Source organism: Paraglaciecola marina (genome assembly GCF_004360155.1).
In the GTDB taxonomy this organism is placed as follows: Bacteria; Pseudomonadota; Gammaproteobacteria; order Enterobacterales; family Alteromonadaceae; genus Paraglaciecola; species Paraglaciecola marina.
The window spans coordinates 262,466-280,612 of the sequence record NZ_SAIS01000001.1 but is presented as its reverse complement, the minus strand read 5'-3'; the positions used below and the strand labels follow the sequence as shown (position 1 = coordinate 280,612).

The 18,147-nt window shown below is 40.7% G+C and carries 19 protein-coding genes; 9 read left to right on the top strand and 10 right to left on the bottom strand.

The genetic code is table 11. The features are described from left to right. The first annotated feature begins 59 nt into the window (after nt 1-59). Nucleotides 60-710, top strand: coding sequence for a DUF1707 SHOCT-like domain-containing protein (locus tag EOK74_RS07375; protein ID WP_133469342.1), 651 nt, complete (start codon nt 60-62; stop codon nt 708-710). Between the two features lie 87 nt (nt 711-797). Here the strand turns inward: EOK74_RS07375 and EOK74_RS07370 are convergent, their stop codons facing one another. Then, on the bottom strand, nt 798-1,844 hold the full coding sequence (locus tag EOK74_RS07370; protein WP_133469341.1) for an AI-2E family transporter: 1,047 nt from the start codon (nt 1,842-1,844) through the stop codon (nt 798-800). Nucleotides 1,845-1,939: 95 nt separating this feature from the next. On the opposite strand from EOK74_RS07370, the gene folX reads away from it, so the two are divergent. Next, complete coding sequence (gene folX, locus EOK74_RS07365) at nt 1,940-2,305, top strand: dihydroneopterin triphosphate 2'-epimerase (protein ID WP_133469340.1); 366 nt, start codon at nt 1,940-1,942, stop codon at nt 2,303-2,305. Between the two features lie 26 nt (nt 2,306-2,331). Beyond that, nucleotides 2,332-3,243, top strand: a complete 912-nt coding sequence (locus EOK74_RS07360; protein WP_133469339.1) for a TIGR01777 family oxidoreductase — start codon at nt 2,332-2,334, stop codon at nt 3,241-3,243. Nucleotides 3,244-3,269: 26 nt separating this feature from the next. Here EOK74_RS07360 and EOK74_RS07355 read toward each other — a convergent pair whose 3' ends face one another. Both EOK74_RS07355 and EOK74_RS07350 read right to left on the bottom strand, forming a co-directional pair. After that, nucleotides 3,270-5,801, bottom strand: coding sequence for an ABC transporter permease (locus EOK74_RS07355; RefSeq protein ID WP_133469338.1), 2,532 nt, complete (start codon nt 5,799-5,801; stop codon nt 3,270-3,272). Next, entirely contained in the window at nt 5,801-6,508 is a 708-nt protein-coding gene (locus tag EOK74_RS07350; RefSeq protein WP_133469337.1) for an ABC transporter ATP-binding protein, read from the bottom strand. Before EOK74_RS07350 ends, EOK74_RS07355 begins: the two co-directional genes overlap by 1 nt. Nucleotides 6,509-6,596: 88 nt before the next feature. On the opposite strand from EOK74_RS07350, the gene EOK74_RS07345 reads away from it, so the two are divergent. After that, nucleotides 6,597-7,151, top strand: a complete 555-nt coding sequence (locus EOK74_RS07345) for an arylesterase (RefSeq protein ID WP_205964544.1) — start codon at nt 6,597-6,599, stop codon at nt 7,149-7,151. Between the two features lie 66 nt (nt 7,152-7,217). Then, nucleotides 7,218-7,403, top strand: coding sequence for a hypothetical protein (locus EOK74_RS07340; RefSeq protein ID WP_133469335.1), 186 nt, complete (start codon nt 7,218-7,220; stop codon nt 7,401-7,403). Between the two features lie 89 nt (nt 7,404-7,492). Here EOK74_RS07340 and dusC read toward each other — a convergent pair whose 3' ends face one another. From dusC to pomA, 5 genes are all read right to left on the bottom strand, one after another. Beyond that, entirely contained in the window at nt 7,493-8,419 is a 927-nt protein-coding gene (gene dusC, locus EOK74_RS07335; protein ID WP_133469334.1) for a tRNA dihydrouridine(16) synthase DusC, read from the bottom strand. Between the two features lie 108 nt (nt 8,420-8,527). After that, entirely contained in the window at nt 8,528-8,695 is a 168-nt protein-coding gene (locus EOK74_RS07330; protein WP_133469715.1) for a DUF1289 domain-containing protein, read from the bottom strand. A 177-nt stretch (nt 8,696-8,872) separates the two neighbouring features. Beyond that, nucleotides 8,873-10,879, bottom strand: coding sequence for a peroxidase family protein (locus tag EOK74_RS07325; protein ID WP_133469333.1), 2,007 nt, complete (start codon nt 10,877-10,879; stop codon nt 8,873-8,875). Nucleotides 10,880-11,116: 237 nt separating this feature from the next. Then, on the bottom strand, nt 11,117-12,034 hold the full coding sequence (locus tag EOK74_RS07320) for a flagellar motor protein MotB (protein ID WP_133469332.1): 918 nt from the start codon (nt 12,032-12,034) through the stop codon (nt 11,117-11,119). A 3-nt stretch (nt 12,035-12,037) separates the two neighbouring features. Further along, nucleotides 12,038-12,802, bottom strand: coding sequence for a flagellar motor protein PomA (gene pomA, locus EOK74_RS07315; protein ID WP_133469331.1), 765 nt, complete (start codon nt 12,800-12,802; stop codon nt 12,038-12,040). Nucleotides 12,803-13,092: 290 nt separating this feature from the next. Here pomA and xseB point away from each other — a divergent pair, with 290 nt between their 5' ends. The 3 genes from xseB to dxs are packed head-to-tail and all read left to right on the top strand — an operon-like array spanning nt 13,093 to nt 16,116. Further along, the gene (gene xseB / locus EOK74_RS07310) at nt 13,093-13,335 is read left to right on the top strand and encodes an exodeoxyribonuclease VII small subunit (protein ID WP_133469330.1); all 243 of its coding nucleotides are present in this window, start codon (nt 13,093-13,095) and stop codon (nt 13,333-13,335) included. Between the two features lie 9 nt (nt 13,336-13,344). Continuing rightward, complete coding sequence (gene ispA / locus EOK74_RS07305) at nt 13,345-14,235, top strand: (2E,6E)-farnesyl diphosphate synthase (RefSeq protein ID WP_133469329.1); 891 nt, start codon at nt 13,345-13,347, stop codon at nt 14,233-14,235. 18 nt (nt 14,236-14,253) lie between these two features. Then, a complete protein-coding gene (gene dxs, locus EOK74_RS07300; protein ID WP_133469328.1) occupies nt 14,254-16,116 on the top strand; it encodes a 1-deoxy-D-xylulose-5-phosphate synthase in 1,863 nt (620 codons plus the stop codon). A gap of 169 nt (nt 16,117-16,285) precedes the next feature. Here dxs and dps read toward each other — a convergent pair whose 3' ends face one another. After that, nucleotides 16,286-16,801 (bottom strand): DNA starvation/stationary phase protection protein Dps, encoded by a 516-nt coding sequence (dps, locus tag EOK74_RS07295; protein WP_133469327.1) that lies wholly within the window; start codon nt 16,799-16,801, stop codon nt 16,286-16,288. Nucleotides 16,802-17,287: 486 nt separating this feature from the next. On the opposite strand from dps, the gene EOK74_RS07290 reads away from it, so the two are divergent. After that, nucleotides 17,288-17,566 (top strand): peptidylprolyl isomerase, encoded by a 279-nt coding sequence (locus tag EOK74_RS07290; RefSeq protein WP_133469326.1) that lies wholly within the window; start codon nt 17,288-17,290, stop codon nt 17,564-17,566. 66 nt (nt 17,567-17,632) lie between these two features. On the opposite strand, the gene EOK74_RS07285 is transcribed toward EOK74_RS07290, so the two are convergent. Then, nucleotides 17,633-18,070 carry a hypothetical protein gene (locus tag EOK74_RS07285; protein ID WP_133469325.1) on the bottom strand — a complete coding sequence of 146 codons (438 nt, stop codon included), beginning with the start codon at nt 18,068-18,070 and terminating at the stop codon, nt 17,633-17,635. Nucleotides 18,071-18,147 lie beyond the last annotated feature (77 nt).

Below are 18,147 nucleotides of genomic sequence, written 5' to 3'. Positions count from 1 at the left end.
GTTTGGCACAATATCTGCTGTTAAGGTGTATTTAATAATCTAAAATATAAGGAATGATCATGGCGGTAAAATTAGAAGACAGGCCTATTGAAAGTATTCGGGAAGAAACCATAGATAGGCTTATTTATAATTACAGCCATGGTGTGATTTCGAGCGAAGCTTTTGAACGCAGATTAGATGCAGCCATGGCCAGTCACAACCATCAAGAAATCGCTGACCTAGTTGCTGATTTAGAGTTGAACACCGACCCAGAGTTCGAATCGCAAAAAGAACGCCAATTCAATATAAATTATGCAGCTAGCAATAACGAAGATACAAATACTATTGTTAACGTCTTTGGAGGTTCGAATCGTAGTGGCCAATGGGCGGTGCCCAGTGAAATCAGAGTATTGACAGTATTTGGAGGTTCGGACATTGATTTTACAGACGCCATATTTAGCACCCAACATGTCACTATCAAAGTAGTCTGTCTGTTTGGAGGCGATACGATTTATGTACCCGAAAACGTTAACGTGATATCTAAAGCCTTTTGCATTTTTGGTGGTGTAGACAACAAAGCGCCATCAATTGCATCACGTCAGGCTCCAATTATTACCATTGAAGGCATAGTCTTATTTGGAGGCTTGGATATAAAGATTAGACGAACCATCAAGGAGAAGTTTGTAGCCTTTGCCAATCAAATGAAAACCATGTTTAGTAATAAAACATAAGGCATTAATTGAGTTAGCCATTGGCGGTGTCAGTATTCGACTCGCCAATTACAGCTGACTGACGTTCCCCTTCAGAATAACTCTTCCCTATTGTTCATCGGCTTCAGGGGTAACTTCTTCACTGGCTAATAATAATGCAAACCAATGGGTGTCAGGGTTCGACTCTAAAGCTATTTTTACGATCATAGTTAATGGTACCGACAACAACATACCAACTGTTCCTAACAACCAGCCCCAGAATATCAAAGATAAAAACACGACTAAGGTAGAAAGGCCTAAGCCTCGGCCCATATATTTTGGCTCAACTGCATTTCCCATCACCATATTAGTGACTAAAAAACCAACTGCTGTTAAACCAGCCGTAGTTGGCCCCAACTGAACTAACGCCAAGAGTACAGCAGGAATCGCCGCGATAATAGAACCAATATTAGGCACATAATTTAATAAGAAAGCTAAGACAGCCCACAACAAAAAGTGATCAACTCCCAAGAAATACAACCACAAACCAATAACTAAGCCAGTACCTAAACTCACAAGCGTTTTAATGGCTAAGTAGTTCTTTACCGATACTAAAAACTTATCTATTTGCTGCATTTTCATATCAGGATCTGACAAAGCAATATGAATTTTTTTTGGGAAAGACTCAGCTTCAAAAAGCATAAACACAACTATCAGCAAGATAAGTAAAAAATTGGTTAGTACACCACCTAAACTCGACAACAGGTTAGTTGCCATGTTCATTGCAGCCCCGGGGTCTAGATAAGAAATTAGCGCGTCTTTATTGATAGAAATGTTAACTCTATCTAGCTGGCCGATGATCCAGCCAAACTCCTGAACTAATTGTTCTCGGTATTTAGGCACATTTTGACTAAACTCATTCATAGACTGCCCAACCAAACCAGCTAGAACTAATCCAAAAACAACAATTAAGAGTATAACTATGACGACAGCAAGCGCTCTGGGTAATTTATATTGATTAGCCCAGGTAATTATTGGGCTACAAGCCATAGCGATAAAAACAGATAATAAGAATGGTACAACAATCGTACTAGCAGCTTTAATGCCGGCTAAAATAACAACTATGCTAGCTAATACTAATAATATTTTAACGGGTCTTTGTGAATTGATTTGCATAAAATGAGTCTAGATGAATACCTTGAGAGCAAACTAGCAGATCTATGTGGTATTTTGTAGTTAAGAACTAAAAGAAAATAAATAGTAGGAAAACAATGAAGTTAAACCCAGCAATAATAAGAATTAAAAACCTACGACTACGTACATATATTGGTATTAACGACGACGAAATTGCTAATATGCAAGATGTAGTAATTAACATTAAAATCCACTATAACGCTGACCAAGCGACCGACTCAGATAAAATGGATGATGCCCTCAATTATAAAGTCATTACCAAGCGTATTATCAACCTAGTTGAAAACAACCGCTTTTCTCTACTCGAAAAATTAACTGCGGATGTGTTAGCAATTGCTGCAGAACATGCTTGGGTGAACTATGCTGAAGTAGAAGTTGATAAACCCCATGCTTTACGCTTTTCTGATTCAGTATCCCTATGTTTATCATGCAATAAAAATTGAGGTGGAGACGCTCCCATGAAACTTAAATGAAGATATTAATGACAGGCGGTTCTGGGTTAATTGGCTCTAATTTAGTGCCAATTTTGAGACCTAGTGACATAGCAGTTTATACCCGTAATGTGGCTAAAGCTGAACAAATATTAGGTCACAAAATTCATTTTTTATCGACCCTATCCCACCTAAAAAATTTAAACGATTATGACGTGGTCATCAATCTAGCCGGTGAGCCTATTGTTGCCAAGAAATGGACCGCTGAACAAAAGCGTGTTATTGAACAAAGTCGCTGGGACCTTACCGAAAAAGTAGTCAACTTAATCAAAGCTAGCGACAATCCACCTAATATACTCATTAGTGGCTCTGCTGTTGGTTATTACGGTAATCAAAATGATCGAACTATCGGTGAAGATTATACTGTAGCAAATGATGAATTTAGTCATAAATTATGTGAGCGTTGGGAGTTTTTAGCGAAGCAAGCCGAATCAGATAAAACCAGAGTGTGTATATTAAGAACAGGGATAGTTCTCAGTAAACGAGGCGGGGCATTACCAAAGATGTTATTACCTTTTAAATTAGGGCTAGGAGGCCCAATTTCCAGCGGTTCACAATATATGTCATGGATCCATCTAGAGGATATGCTACAAGGTATTTTACACCTAATCGAAAACAAGGGCTGTCGGGGGGTATACAACTTTACAGCCCCCAATCCAGTCACCAATAAAGAATTTAGTCAAAAACTTGCAGAGTCGTTAAACCGCCCTTGCTTGTTCAGAGTCCCTGAGTTTGTGTTAAGAATTCTGATGGGAGAAATGGCCGACCTAATCCTTTATGGTCAAAGAGTTGTTCCAACTCGGCTCTTAGATAGTGGATATAAATTTGTGTATCCAGAGTTATCGGGGGTGTTCGATTGCCTACGGAAGCCACCTAAAGCAGAGCCCTAAATAAAGCCCTGCTTTAAAAGCAGGGGTTAAACCATTTTCCGTAACAAATGACTAGTATTCAAGGATAACAGACGCCAGCAACCAATTGCTCCTAGACAGCCTACAACAAGAGCCCCAGCAACCGGTGCAATTCCCCAGTATTTCCAATGCATTCCTGCAGGCATTTGAAACACCTGGGTTTGTAATAAATACAAACTAAATTCATTTGATGCAGCAGCCATTGCCCCTGCCACCACACCTATAATTACAAATTCATAGACCACACTGGAGCGTATTAACCAACCTTTAGCTCCTAGGGTACGTAAAATAGCCAGCTCTTCTTGTCGCTCATCCATACTCGCTTGTACCTGAGCAATTAACACTAACGCCCCAGCAGCAAGAACTAACACCAAAATAAACTCTACGGCCACAGACACCTGATCCACAATATTACGCAACTGATTAATTCTTGCATCAACATCAATCAAAGTAACGTTAGCAAAAGGTTTCATTAACGAGGTTATATCTGACTTTCTATCACTCGGTAGATTGAAGCTAGAGATATAAGTAGGGATGTAATTCTGTAATGCTCTAGGCTCTAGCACAAAGAAAAAATTGGGTTGCATAGATTGCCAGTTTACATCTCTGATACTAGTGACTTTTAAGTTAACAATTTCACTACCAATATTAAAAGTCAGCATATCACCCAAGTTAAGTCTCAAGCGTTCAGCAATACCTTTCTCAATAGACACTTCATAGGGTCGCTCTGCTTCAGTAAGTGTCAGCCCTTCTTCAAACCAAGTACCCGCAATGATTTCAGTACCTTTTTGTAACTCTGTGCTCCAGGTTAGGTTGGCTTCTCGTCCTAAGCCATTACGCCCACTATCCCTTTCATCAGGATCTTCCTTTGATACAGCCGTTCTCACTTTTTCATCATTAACAGCAACAAAACGCCCCCTTACTACAGGGTAAAACTTCTCAATATTTACGTCCTGCTTTAAGAAATGAGCTTGTAGATTGGGTTGTTGACTATGACTAATATTAACTAAGAAATAATTAGGCGTACCTTCAGGTAGCTGATTTTGCCATTGCTGCACCATATCATTGCGCATCACTAGTACCACCAGCAGCAACATTATGGTTACCGCAAAACTAATTAGCTGCACACTATTATCCATGGCACGTCGACTAATTCTGGCCCAAGCCAACTGCCAAGGTCCCATTTTGCCTTGAGCAAACTTCCGACCCACTCTAATTAGCCCAAAGGTAACGAACATTAAAGTGGTTACTAAAGTGATACCAGAAACGAATAAAATGGCACTAATTTTAAGGTTTTGACTGTAAGCCCACATCAACAAAAATATAGCACCGCCAGAGGCCAGAAATTGCAACATACGAGAACTTAAACTTGCCCCTAAATCTCGGCGTAATACACGCAAAGGCGATACTGAGAACAACTTCAACAAAGGATATAAAGAGAACAAAATAGCGCAAATCGAGCCTGTAAAAATAGCAATAATTAACGGTTTCCAATGCCACGCATCTATGGATACATCGACTCTATCAGCGACAGCCATCACCACAACTTGCTGAATGGCATAACCTAAGGCGACACCTATTAATATTCCTAAGGTCGTAATAAAGACTATTTGCAGCAGATAAATTTGCTGAACCATAGACTTAGGTGCCCCTAAGGTTTTCATTATCGCAACAGGGTCGTAATGCCTTTGGCTGTATCGCTGCGCCGCAACGGCAATTGACACCGCAGCTAATACTATGGCTAACAAGCTAGCTAGAAGAAAGTACTGCCCTGCTCTACCAACGGAGCGGCCAATCGCCGACTCATCATCTTCGATAGAATCCCAATCGTGTATCTCTCTATCTAATTGCGGCTCTAACCAATCATAATAATTTTCTAAATCATCCCTATCACCAGTAAAAAAGTAACTGTAATCAATACGACTACCTGGGCCTTCAACATTAGTTGCCGCTAAGTCAGCTTTTCTAATTAGTACTTTAGGATCTCCCCCAAATACGCTAAATCCCGCATCCGGCACTTCAGTTAAAACCTTAGTCACGGTAAAAACTTGATCACCCACTTCAATAGAATCACCTAGGTTAATCCCTAAGGTTTGAAATAATTGCGACTCAATCCAAGCTTCGCTTTCATTTGGCAAGCTATTGGTCGCTTTCCCCGCTACAAAGGGCTCGTCTGCGGTTTTAACCGTGCCTTTCAAAGGGTAACCTGTATCTGCTGCACGTAAAGAAACTAAGTCCATTTGCTCATTTGCAAACACCATAGAACGGGCATAGGTTTGATGTGCCGTGTTTAAACCCATTTCTTTGGCTTTTTCGATCCAACCTAAATCTATAGGTTTGTCAGACTCCAATACTCTATCTGCAGCTATGAACTCAGCACTTTTTTCTGTCAGTGCAGTTTCTAAGCGCTCACTAAATAGTGAAAGGGATAAAACAGAAGCCACCGACAATATAATTGCCAAGAGTATAATAGTTAACTCACCGCGCTTGGTTTCATGACGAAATAAACGCCAGGCTAAACTAAATGCTTGGTTATTCATTAACCCACCTTTTCAGTGTCTGACTCAGAAAACACTTCGGTTAATTCACCCGCTTGCATATGCAGTTGGCGTTGGCATTGGTCAGCCAACCCTTGGTCATGAGTCACTAATACAAGTGTGGTGTTAGAGTTTTGGTTAAGCTCAAATAAAAGCTTTTCTATTTTTTCACTATTGGCCGCATCTAAGTTTCCCGTAGGTTCATCTGCAAATAATATTTTTGGTTCGCTGATAAAGGCTCTTGCAATGGCAACACGTTGCTGCTCGCCTCCAGATAATTGGTTTGGATAATGAGTGGCACGGTGTTCTAACCCCACTAATGTAAGAATTTTTTCTGCTCTTTTTCTGGCATCAGAATGACCAGCTATCTCAGCAGGTAACATAATATTTTCAATGGCTGTTAAGCTTTGAACTAACATAAAGCTTTGGAAAATAAAGCCAACTTTTGCGCCCCTAAGTTGCGCACGCTGCTCTTCGTCCATCACTTCCATTGCTTCACCATCAAGTGCAATTTGGCCTTCACTTACCTCATCTAACCCTGCTAATAAACTTAACAGCGTAGACTTACCGGAGCCCGACGCACCGACAATGGCAACTGACTCACCGGCCTTGACTTCGAAACTAATAGGCTTGAGGATCTGTAATTCACCCTGAGACGTATTAACTGTTTTACTTATTTTATTTGTCTTAATCATTACTTTAGGAGTCATAGTGGCTTTTCTTAATACCAATTCGTTGCGAAATAAAATTTATACATTAGTGATCCTTATACCCTTACTACTGATTTCGGATCAGTTAATGGCGAAAGAATCCAAGTTACTCATTCTTGGAGATAGCCTAAGTGCAGCCTATGGGCTAAAGCAAGAACAAGGTTGGGTTAGTTTGTTACAAGATGCGTGGCAAAACAAACCTATTACTATTATAAACGCTGCCATTAGCGGCGAAACCACAGACGGAGCGCTAGCAAGACTGCCTCGTTTACTAAATACCCACCAGCCAACACACGTATTTATTGAATTGGGTGGAAACGATGGATTACAAGGGCACCCTATCCATAAAATGCGTGATAACTTACAAAGTATTATTGATTTAAGCCAAAAAAGCGGCAGTAAAGTTTTTCTACAACAAATGCAAATACCAACCAACTATGGGCGCCGTTACACTGAGTCATTTACAAGTAGCTATACTCAATTGGCGAGTGAAAACGATATTCCACTCTTGCCATTTTTCTTAGAAGAGATCGCATTAAACGAAAACTTGATGCAAAGAGATGGTATTCATCCTACTGCAGAAGCTCAGGTGATAATAGCAAAAGGTATGCAACAAACCTTAGAAGTATTAATCTTCCCCTAGCGGAAAAGCAATCAAACCACTACACTGGTTTTACAAAGTATTGATAGGTAATAAGAGGAGTAAATAATGGACGTAGGATCAGCAGGGGCAGGATCAATCTCACAAAACATCCCCACACAAACGGGCTCACAACAGCAAGTTGTTAGAGCTGAGCAGCAAGAAAGTGCCGACGTAAGTGTTGCACAATCAACAGAAAGTGCGCCACCTCAAAGTAGCGAACGTGTTGGTAGCATTATAAATACTACAGTTTAATTAATACCCATTCCGTCAAACTAAAAAACGAGTCACCTGGCTCGTTTTTTGTTTGCTGAATTTAACTAATTCTTACTAGCCAAAACCACTTACCTGTTAATATGTTTCAAAATATCTTCGGAATGTTGCAAAGCGCGGATTTCCATAAACAAAGTATCGGCTTGAGTATATTGACGTCTTAAATATCCTAACCATTGTTTTACGCGGTTAGGATAATACCTGCCTTTATCACCATAAATTTCATAACCTGAATAGTGAATCAACAACTCACGTACTTGCTCCCAAGCCATTGGGGCTTGTTTGTTTTTAATTACTTGCGCCAAATTGGGCATAGCCAAAGCACCTCGGCCCAACATAATATTTTCGCAGTCTGACTGTTGTTGGCAAGTTAGAGCATCTAGGCCTTTCCAAATTTCACCATTGGCGACAAGAGGAATATCTACTTGTTGTTTTATCTTGGCAATCCAATCCCAATAGGCAGGTGGTTTGTAGCCATCCACTTTAGTTCGAGCATGTACTACTAAAGAGTCGGCACCTGCGCTAGCAATTGCCTGAGCATTCTCAATAGCCAGCGAGCTATCTTCAAATCCTAAGCGCATTTTAGCAGTAACAACCTGATCTGCCGGAACAGCTTTGCGCACCGCAGCAACGATTTGATAAAGGGTTTCAGGCTCTTTTAACAGCACTGCCCCACCTTTACTTTTATTGACTGTTTTGGCAGGGCAACCAAAGTTAAGATCCACCCCATGGGAGCCCAGCTCAATTGCCCGCACGGCATTTTCAGCTAACCAATTAGGATGTTGACCCAACAATTGCACTTTTACCGGCACACCACTTGGGGTAAGGCCACCATTTCTTAATTCAGGACAGAGCCGATAAAACACCTTTCTAGGCAAAAGCAGTTCCACCACTCTTACAAACTCTGTAACACATAAATCAAAGCCTCCCACTTGGGTCAGCATATCACGCATGAGATGGTCAACGACCCCTTCCATCGGGGCTAAAGTAATTTGCATTAATAAAGATACTGTAGGTTAGAGGCCAAGAAAGCGGCGCATTGTAATATCAATTGCTTATTAGCACTAGAGCCAACAACAGCTCAAACTAGTAGCTTAGTGTTTATACTAAGGTTTTAGGGTTTTTCGTTGCTCGCACAACTTTAAAATTTGAGTTTTTCGGTGATCATCTGCTTGGCCCCAAATCAATATTTCATCTATTAGCCTGTAACACCCCACACACATATCCTGCTTATCTAGACAGCAATTTCTGATACAGGGAGAAGCAACATTCACTTCCGTTTTATCTTTCGTCAATCTTTACAGCTCTCTCTAGCAAACTCAATAACAGCTAATATAACCAAGGCATTCTTAAAAATGGAGCACCGAAGGTGCTCCATCTTGGGACTTTATTGTTATTAATACAAATCTTAGTAAAAATTGGAATTGATCTTAGTAACTAAGATTGGCGCCCTATGAACTTGGAAATTCAAAAACGTTATCTTGAATTTCGTCACCAATATCAGTATTTGCGCGAATAACGTCTGCTAACGTTGTTCCTTCTACTCGCTCTAACTCATCTTCTGTTAAATCATTTTCATACCAAAAGCGATCCCCGTCTCTGAAGGCTGAAAACTGCACAATATTCATCAAACGAAACAGTTCTCCCATTTGAGAGCCTACTTCTGATAGGGCATCTTCTGCCAAACCACCTACCCACAGATCTATTTCATCAACATCGCCATAGGTTGTTTCTAACGCCTCCTGCAGCGCAGTATCAGATGTAATTTCTGAAAATGAAGTTTTACGCTCCAACCCAAATACCTCTCGCATATCATTATAAGAAGGCACTCCATGATCCCTTCCCCTTTGAATGTTAAGGGAGACCAAATCAAGACCGCCAGCCCCGGGTTCTCCAAATAAAAAATTACGAATATCAGGCACAACTTTAGTATCTAATTTTTGACTCAACTGGTACGCAAAACCCCGTAAAATAGGATCAAGGCTATCTTCTTCTGTTAATATTCGAGGACCAGTAAAAAACGCTCCCCTAAGTGGCACATGCCCTTCATCTATTTCATTTAAGTCTGCATCTAGGCGAGTAATAAACTCATTCAATAACGAATGGCCATAGCGATATGCCGCCACACTAAACTCATTGTATAGTCCTGGATGCACTGTAGCATCGTACCCTCCGTATTCTGGTATGGCATTTTCACCAAGCAATGCTGGTAGATATTCTTCATAGGTAATAATTTGAATCCTTGCGATCACTAACCTTCTAGCAGCTTGAAAGATTTCTTCACCCGTTGAGTTGGGTGACTCTTCCTCCAAAATAGCAGCAATTCTATTGTGCTCTCGAACCCACAAAGTGTGCATAGTGGTAAGACCGAGTTGCTCATTGGCACGGATATCTCCCCCTAAAAATAAGGCATCTGCAGGCACACCAAAAGCATTCGCATTGGTTTGGCCGCTAGTATTAAAGGGTAATAGACTTCCATCGCTTGTAGCTAAATAAGGGCTATTTTCACTAACACGTAAAGCCGCAGCTCTAATGTCGTCCGAGCAATAAATCATGCTGCCATCAAGCCAAACGGTTAATTCATTTTCTTGCTCCCTAGGGTTAGAGATACTTGTTCCCGTTTCATGGTCAAATAAAGCACGGCTAAACAGAATAGTTGCATTACCTGTATTGTTCGGGTCGAAATATATATCTCCCTTAGGAACAATAATATCTGCCGTCTCTTCGGCACCATCGGTAACACCGATATCATGATCGATAAACTGCCCCCATTGCCACAAATAATCAGTGGTATTAAAGGTATTAGGAATAACCCCCCCCGCATCTTGGTTGGCAACATTATTAGACACCAGCCTAGCACTTGGCCGTGACGCCCCAGCCATAGAAGAAATACCGTCTTCGTAAGCTACATCAGCCCACCTTTGAAGATGGCTAAAGGACGTTCCCCATAGCGGGTTTTCAATATTGTTATTCGAGCCATCAAAAGTTCTGACCTCTCGGTTATCCACTGTAGGCCCATCTCCATCATCATCCCTGTTTGCATTCGCACGATTACGCCTTTCACCAGCATTATCATTGATACCTTGAGAAGATGCGGTACGGTCGGTAACTAACACTTCCACATCATCAGAAACAGACTCACCAGCTTCATCAGTAACTGTGAGGCGAAACACTAGGGTCTCATTCTGCTGTGTTGACGGCGTTCTAAATTGAGGAGTCAACGTATCTGCCTCTTCTATATCAACTGATGTACCGGATACCTGAGTCCAAATAGCGGTAACGTAGCCCTCTGCATCCTGAGCTGTGCCAGAAAGTCCAACGTTTGAACGCTCATCAGCACGTTGATTTTCCCCTGCACTTACAACAGGTAGGGTATTTTCATCTTGTGATTCGATATTATTGCAAGCGGCAATCATCATCATCGAAGAGAACAATATTGATTTTTTAAAGTACTTCATCTTAATTTTTCCAACGCATTAATTATTTAAGGATTTAATGCCTAAGATGTAAGGTTTCGTAACAAGTTCTCAGCAAATGTTAAATTAATGTTAAATTTAATTTGAACTTTTTAGAAAAAACTTGCTACAGAGCAAACATAGAACGAGGGATTAATAAACACTTTGCATGAATATGCAGCAATGAAAAACGCAAGCTGAATAAAATACATCCTTGTATTTGTTTGATAAAAAGAGGAACTATTCTAGTACCGAGATAGGCTCGGATATTTTGGGTTTACCTTGGTTAATTGCTATTTCAACACGACGATTATTTCTACGGCTTTCGGCATCATCAATTCCTGCTAACGGCGCAGTATCTGCTTTACCTACTACAGACATTCGACTTTCATCGAATCCTTGAGCACGTCTTAACTCTTCTGCTACTGCGACCGCTCGCTGAGAAGAAAGATCCCAATTGGAACGATATAGCTCATTTGAAATTTGCTGGCTATCACTATGACCTGATACTTCAACATCTCCAGGCATATCTGCTAACAACACACCTATTTTACGCAAAATTGGTACAAATTGAGGTTGTAGAAACGCCGATCCTGCAGAGAAAGAGCCATTTTCTCTGATCCGAATCGTAATTTGCTGGCCCAAGGACTCAACTTCAATGGCGCCATCAACAATTTCCTTTTCTAGTTTTTGAGCCACTTTACGCATACGTTCGGCAACTTCTTGGTCACTAGCAGCTTGGCTAGAAGTGCTTTGTTCTGAAGCAGTTTGCTGCGCCGCGCCACCTTTTTGTTCGCCCCTTTGTTTTTGGCGCCCGCCAGCGGAGTCCTCATTACCATCTTGAAATTCCAACATTTCTTGAGTCATATCAGTAGTTTGTTGCTGAATGGTGTCAATGGGAGTCGGTTCAGGTCTGCCGGGGCGAAATTCCATGGCAATCACACTGGTGCCTTTGGGGATATCTTTGACTTCAATTTTATTCTGTACCCCGAATGCGAACTTCATTGACCCTGCTATTTGTTTAAACTTAAGTACATCCATCTCCGAGAAAGATAACAATAGTACAAAGAAACACATCAAGAGTGACATTAAGTCAGCAAAGGTTCCCATCCAGGCAGGTAGTCCTTCGGGGGGACATTTAGGGCATTCATCTTCCATTTTTTACTCAGCGTCTTCTGATGAACCACGTTTACTGGCGGCTAAATAATTTTTCAAAATGCCTTCAATCACCCTAGGGTTTTGACCATCGGCAATGCCTATAATGCCATCGAGTACTAAGCTTTGATTTAATTTCTCTTCTTCCGAGCGATTTCCTAATTTAACAGAAATAGGCAAACAAAGAAGGTTAGCCAACATTGCACCATATAAGGTTGTAAGTAATGCCACTGCCATTGCTGGGCCAATTGATTTAGGGTCATCCATGTTAGATAACATAGCAACCAAACCGACTAAGGTTCCAATCATCCCCATAGCTGGGGCAACATCACCTAAGCCTTTAAACATAGTGGCACCAAACTCATGACGTTCGGCACTCATAGCGATGTCTTTACCCAAGGTAGCTCTAACCACATCAACATCATGGCCATCTACAAGCATATCTACACCTTTTTGCATAAATGGATTGTCTATCTCAGCTTCTTCTAATGCTAAAAACCCGCCTTTACGTGCCGCATCTGCCATTTCCACTATTTTTTCAATTTGCGATTCAGGGGAGTCGATTTTGAACATAAAGGCTTTACCGGCAACCTTGCCCGCGCCAAAGAACTGCCCTAATGTATATTGAGACAAAACCACAAATAAACTACCGCAAAATACAATCAAGATAGAAGGTACATTGATAAACATGGCAATATCGCCACCTTGGATCATTGCCATGACAACAAAGCCTATGGCGCCAAGAATCCCGATTATGGTTGCTAAATCCACATTATGCTCCAAAAACAATGGTAAAAACGTGTCTGAATATTTAGTTAAGATTAATGCCTGTTATAACGACATACAACTTTAAAAATTAACCAAATGACTCAGTTGTTAATCTATAATATCGACTATCTTCTTTTTTTCTGTAGCTGGCATCAAGTATAAATGATGGATTAAAAACATTATCTTATATAAGTCACTTATAATGGGTATTTCTAAAAGTATTTGACCCAATTTTTGAGCTCAGGTATGGTGCGTGGCTCACAGCATTCACCACCATTGATATAAAGAACACTATGACCACTCGTAAAAAAGCAGGCTCTCTTACTTTTGAGCAATCCATGCAAGAATTAGAAAGCCTTGTTAGTCAAATGGAACAAGGTGACTTACCGCTAGAAGATGCGTTAAAAAATTTTGAACGTGGCATTGAATTAGCCAGACACAGCCAACAAAAGTTAAAAGATGCCGAACAAAAAGTACAAATACTTACTAGTCAAAATGGTCAGCAAAATCTTGATGTATTCGAAGAAGGCAATTAAGTTCATCAAATGAGTTTAGATACCTACAGAACAGCGGTTTGCGATAGAACCAACAGTGCTTTAAGCCAAAGTATACAAGCCCTGCCAAATCATGCCGAAAAACTTAAACAGGCAATGGAGTACGCGCTGTTAATTGGAGGCAAAAAGATGCGCCCTTTTTTATTACATGCCACGGGCAAAATGTTAGGTGTATCAGAATCAGACCTAGATTGCCCAGCTACTGCAGTAGAAGCAATACATGCCTATTCACTAATACACGATGACTTACCTGCCATGGACGACGATGACTTACGCCGTGGCCACGCAACTTGCCATATTCAATTTGATGAAGCCACTGCAATCTTAGCGGGAGATGCTTTACAGACCTTAGCATTTGAAATTTTATGCCAACATCCATTGAGCTCAACCAATGACGCCAAACGCATTCAACTAGTAAACATTTTAAGTAAAGCCTCTGGCTATTTAGGCATGTGCGGTGGTCAAGCTATGGATTTAGCGGCAACAGATAAACGTATTAGCCAAGCTCAGTTAGAAGCCCTTCACAATAAAAAGACAGGCGCCTTGCTATCTGCTTGTGTAGAAATGGCCATAGTCTTAGCCAAAGATGTAAGCCAAGATAGTCGTCAAACCCTACTAAAATATGCGCAAATTATTGGACTAGCCTTTCAAGTACAAGATGATATTTTAGATGTCATCGGAGATTCAGAAGTGCTTGGAAAACCACAAGGTTCAGACCAAGAGCAAAATAAAAGTACCTATCCTGCGATGCTGGGTTTAGAGCAAGCTCAAAGTTATCTGGACGATCTACATAAACAAGCACTTCAAGCTTTGCACACTTTGCCTTACAATACCCAGATCCTGGCCGAATTTACCAATTTTGTTATTCATCGCGCCTATTAATGAGTTGATACACATTTAATGACACTAGATATTGCCCACTACCCTATTCTTGCCGAAGCTAATACTCCAGAGCAATTAAGAGACTTACCCAAAGAGAAATTAAAACAACTGTCTAAAGAGTTGCGAGAATATTTACTTTCAAGTGTAAGTAAAAGTAGCGGGCACTTTGCCTCTGGCCTTGGCACGGTTGAACTAACCATAGCCTTACATTATGTGTACAACACACCATTTGACCGATTATTGTGGGATGTAGGCCATCAGGCTTATCCCCATAAAATCCTTACTGGCCGTCGTGAGCGTATGCAAACCATCCGCAAAAAAGATGGTTTACATCCCTTCCCTTGGCCGCCAGAAAGTGAATACGATACCTTTGCTGTAGGTCATTCATCAACCTCTATTAGTGCCGCGTTAGGTATGGCAGTGGCTGCTGAAAAAGAAGCCTTAGGCCGCAAAGTGGTAGCGGTTATTGGGGATGGAGCCATGACGGCGGGTATGGCTTTTGAAGCTTTAAATCACGGCGGCGACATCAACAAAGATCTTGTTGTGGTTCTAAATGATAACGAAATGTCGATTTCAGAAAACGTGGGAGCGCTTAATAGCCACCTTGCCAGACTATTAACGGGTAACGTATTCAACTCTATTCGTGATGGGGGTAAAAAGCTGCTTAGCAATGTCCCTCCCATCAAAGAGTTTGCTAGCCGCGCCGAAGAACACATTAAAGGCATGGTAGTACCAGGCACTATTTTTGAAGAGCTTGGCTTTAAATATATAGGCCCCATTGATGGCCACGATGTAAATGGGGTAGTAGACACCCTTAAAAATATGCGTGGTATTAAAGGCCCTCAAATACTCCATGTGGTCACTAAAAAAGGCAAAGGCTACGAACTTGCGGAGCAAGACCCGATTAAGTTTCATGCAGTACCTAAGTTTAATCCAGATGCCCAAGACCTACCTAAAGCGCCTCCAAGTGATCCAACTTTTTCTGCAGTATTTGGCGATTGGCTTTGTGATATGGCAAGCCAAGACCCTAAATTAATGGCAGTAACTCCCGCCATGCGTGAAGGCTCTGGAATGGTGACCTTTTCACAGAAATTCCCAGCACAATATTTTGATGTAGCTATCGCCGAACAACACTCAGTAACCTTTGCAGCTGGCCTAGCTAAAGAAGGCTTTAACGCAGTAGTTGCTATTTATTCAACATTTTTACAACGTGCCTATGACCAACTTATTCATGACGTAGCCTTACAAAATTTACCTGTGTTATTTGCCATAGACAGAGCAGGTATAGTAGGCGCAGATGGCCCCACTCATCAAGGCGCTTTCGACATTCCATTTTTACGCTGTATTCCAAACATGGTGATCATGACACCTGCAGACGAGAACGAATGTCGACAAATGTTATACACAGGGCATAAATTACAAAAACCTGCTTCAGTACGCTATCCTAGAGGCTCAGCGACAGGGGTTAATCCCGAAACGAACATGACCGAGCTAACAATAGGTATAAGTCGCACTATTAGACAAGGCCAAAAAATCGCGATTCTCAATTTTGGTGTTTTACTAGAACAAGCACAACAGGCGGCTGAAGAAATTAACGCCACTGTAATTGATATGCGCTTTGTTAAACCTTTAGATACCAATATAATTGATGAATTAGCTGCTAACTACGAGCTATTTGTCACCTTAGAAGATGGTGCAATTATTGGTGGCGCTGGTAGTGCTGTGGCAGAATACCTAATGGCAAGTCAACTCAGCTGTAAGCTATTACAACTAGGCCTTCCAGATGAGTTCATCATGCAAGGTACGCAACAAGAAATGTATGCAGAACTGCGACTAGATAGCGCTGGTATACTATCAAAAATAGAAAATTTCTGTAAATAACTAAGTCAAACTTTCATCAGCAATAGCCTGCAAAATTCGCTGCTTGATTAATTCTATAGTTAACACATTAAGTGGCAAAGCCGTCCCTGATACCCTGCGATACTGCAACAGCCATAACAAGGTTACTGCCTAATGCAGTAACCTATTAGCAGAAGGTTACAAACTCAAGCTATGAATGTTTAAGCTCACCATCAGCCGATTCAAGGTGCGCCCTAATAAACCATTGAAACTGCTCTAATTCAGCCAATTGGCTGATGACAATATCTTCTGACACAGGGTCTATGTCACCGAGGGTATCAATTGCTTTACGGTGGTCTTTGTTAATGCCTGTATATACGTTATCAAGGGCAGATAAATGTTCAGCTACCATAGCCTTACCTAATGAATATTCGCCCCACGAACGTCTATCAACAATCGACTTAGGCGTACCAACAGGTACACCGCCCAAGGTGGCAATTCGCTCAGCTAAGGTGTCTGTCATTTCTCTAACACTTTCAACTTGGGGATCTAGCATTTCATGTACACTAATAAAATTTGGGCCAACCACATTCCAATGAATGTGTTTAAGGGTAAGTTGTAGGTCGATTAAAGCCACCATCCTGTCGTCTAGTGCAGCTATCGCTTGTTGAGAAGAATCATTACTTACACTTGGGGCTGTAAATTTTGCTACTTTTGAAGAACTCATGTTTACTCCTATATTTTTACTTGAGAAAGTTATTCACTCAAAATTTAAATTTCACAACTAAGATTGCAATCCCCATACCCAAACACAAAAAACATAACCCATTGTTTTAAATTGAATTTATATAAACGTTTGATATTCATGTTTTGCATAAAGTTGACAAACCGTGAAACATTTACAGCTAAGTGCAACCTATTTACAGTGTTAATTTAATTCAGCGTTCTTCATTCTAGTGCAGTTATTTATAGCGCTCAAAGAACAAAGTGAATGCTCTAAAAGTGAGAAGCACATGGCTAAATAGTCTTACTGTAAAAAGTACATACCCCATCGCACAACGATGCAGTACGCGCAGTACATCAAGTACATACACTAAACTTCACCCCAGCGCCCCTCCAGCTCTTGAGCCCCACACCCATTTACCCTAGAATGCCCACCGCAATTTGTAATACACAGCAACTTAAATTTTTAAACTAATGAAAGGAAAACCCTATGCCTACAGCTAGTGCCCGTCATATTTTGGTAGAGACAGAAGAGAAATGCTTAGCCTTGAAACAAGAAATAGCCAATGGTGCAAAATTTGAAGAGCTTGCTAGCCAATCTTCATGCCCTTCTGGTGCCCAAGGGGGCGCGTTAGGTAGTTTCAGCCAAGGCCAAATGGTGCCTGAATTTGATAAGGTTGTATTTAACGACGAATTAAATGTGGTTCATGGCCCAATTAAAACCCAATTTGGTTACCATTTATTAGAAATTACTGAACGTTCAGCTTAATTTCTGAATGCATAACAGTTAAAAATCAGAGTTAACCTTAACTCTGATTTTTATATTCACACCTTACTAATTAGTGTGGGTATAAAACTCAGCGATATAACTACCACCTTTAATATTTAACACCAACCTCAGTTTATAACTTTGCCCTGCACTAGCGACTAAGCCGCGTAAATTAGTTTCTGTATGCCAATAATAAGGGCTTTGAATCATACCTAATGGATACGCTGTAGCTTGATTGTTTTCATCCACTAAAAACAGTGTTGCACTGTCCAAGGGAAAGGTTGAGTTAACAGTGGTTAGGTTATCTTTATCAAAAACATTCACTTCAAAATCACCTGATTTTAAAACACAGGTTTGATAAATTACATCACAATCACCAAGGGGGATGAGTTGCACTACTTTGTCTTCTTGAGCTTGATCCTCTACATAATAATCGGCGGCGATATAGCCAATTACAGCAAGAATAGGTGCCACCATAAAGGCAATTTTTGTATGTTTGTTCATTGTGTTATTTATTTAACCCTTTAAGACTATTGAAAATTCATGCTAACTGAATTTCAATTTAAACATATATAAAAATA

Excerpts from the sequence above, each read along its gene's own strand:
- EOK74_RS07375 (WP_133469342.1), top strand. The coding sequence starts at position 60 with ATGGCGGTAAAATTAGAAGACAGGCCTATTGAAAGTATTCGGGAAGAA.
- EOK74_RS07370 (WP_133469341.1), bottom strand. The coding sequence starts at position 1,844 with ATGCAAATCAATTCACAAAGACCCGTTAAAATATTATTAGTATTAGCT.
- folX (WP_133469340.1), top strand. The coding sequence starts at position 1,940 with ATGAAGTTAAACCCAGCAATAATAAGAATTAAAAACCTACGACTACGT.
- EOK74_RS07360 (WP_133469339.1), top strand. The coding sequence starts at position 2,332 with ATGAAGATATTAATGACAGGCGGTTCTGGGTTAATTGGCTCTAATTTA.
- EOK74_RS07355 (WP_133469338.1), bottom strand. The coding sequence starts at position 5,801 with ATGAATAACCAAGCATTTAGTTTAGCCTGGCGTTTATTTCGTCATGAA.
- EOK74_RS07350 (WP_133469337.1), bottom strand. The coding sequence starts at position 6,508 with ATGACTCCTAAAGTAATGATTAAGACAAATAAAATAAGTAAAACAGTT.
- EOK74_RS07345 (WP_205964544.1), top strand. The coding sequence starts at position 6,597 with ATGGCGAAAGAATCCAAGTTACTCATTCTTGGAGATAGCCTAAGTGCA.
- EOK74_RS07340 (WP_133469335.1), top strand. The coding sequence starts at position 7,218 with ATGGACGTAGGATCAGCAGGGGCAGGATCAATCTCACAAAACATCCCC.
- dusC (WP_133469334.1), bottom strand. The coding sequence starts at position 8,419 with ATGCAAATTACTTTAGCCCCGATGGAAGGGGTCGTTGACCATCTCATG.
- EOK74_RS07325 (WP_133469333.1), bottom strand. The coding sequence starts at position 10,879 with ATGAAGTACTTTAAAAAATCAATATTGTTCTCTTCGATGATGATGATT.
- EOK74_RS07320 (WP_133469332.1), bottom strand. The coding sequence starts at position 12,034 with ATGGAAGATGAATGCCCTAAATGTCCCCCCGAAGGACTACCTGCCTGG.
- xseB (WP_133469330.1), top strand. The coding sequence starts at position 13,093 with ATGACCACTCGTAAAAAAGCAGGCTCTCTTACTTTTGAGCAATCCATG.
- ispA (WP_133469329.1), top strand. The coding sequence starts at position 13,345 with ATGAGTTTAGATACCTACAGAACAGCGGTTTGCGATAGAACCAACAGT.
- dxs (WP_133469328.1), top strand. The coding sequence starts at position 14,254 with ATGACACTAGATATTGCCCACTACCCTATTCTTGCCGAAGCTAATACT.
- dps (WP_133469327.1), bottom strand. The coding sequence starts at position 16,801 with ATGAGTTCTTCAAAAGTAGCAAAATTTACAGCCCCAAGTGTAAGTAAT.
- EOK74_RS07290 (WP_133469326.1), top strand. The coding sequence starts at position 17,288 with ATGCCTACAGCTAGTGCCCGTCATATTTTGGTAGAGACAGAAGAGAAA.
- EOK74_RS07285 (WP_133469325.1), bottom strand. The coding sequence starts at position 18,070 with ATGAACAAACATACAAAAATTGCCTTTATGGTGGCACCTATTCTTGCT.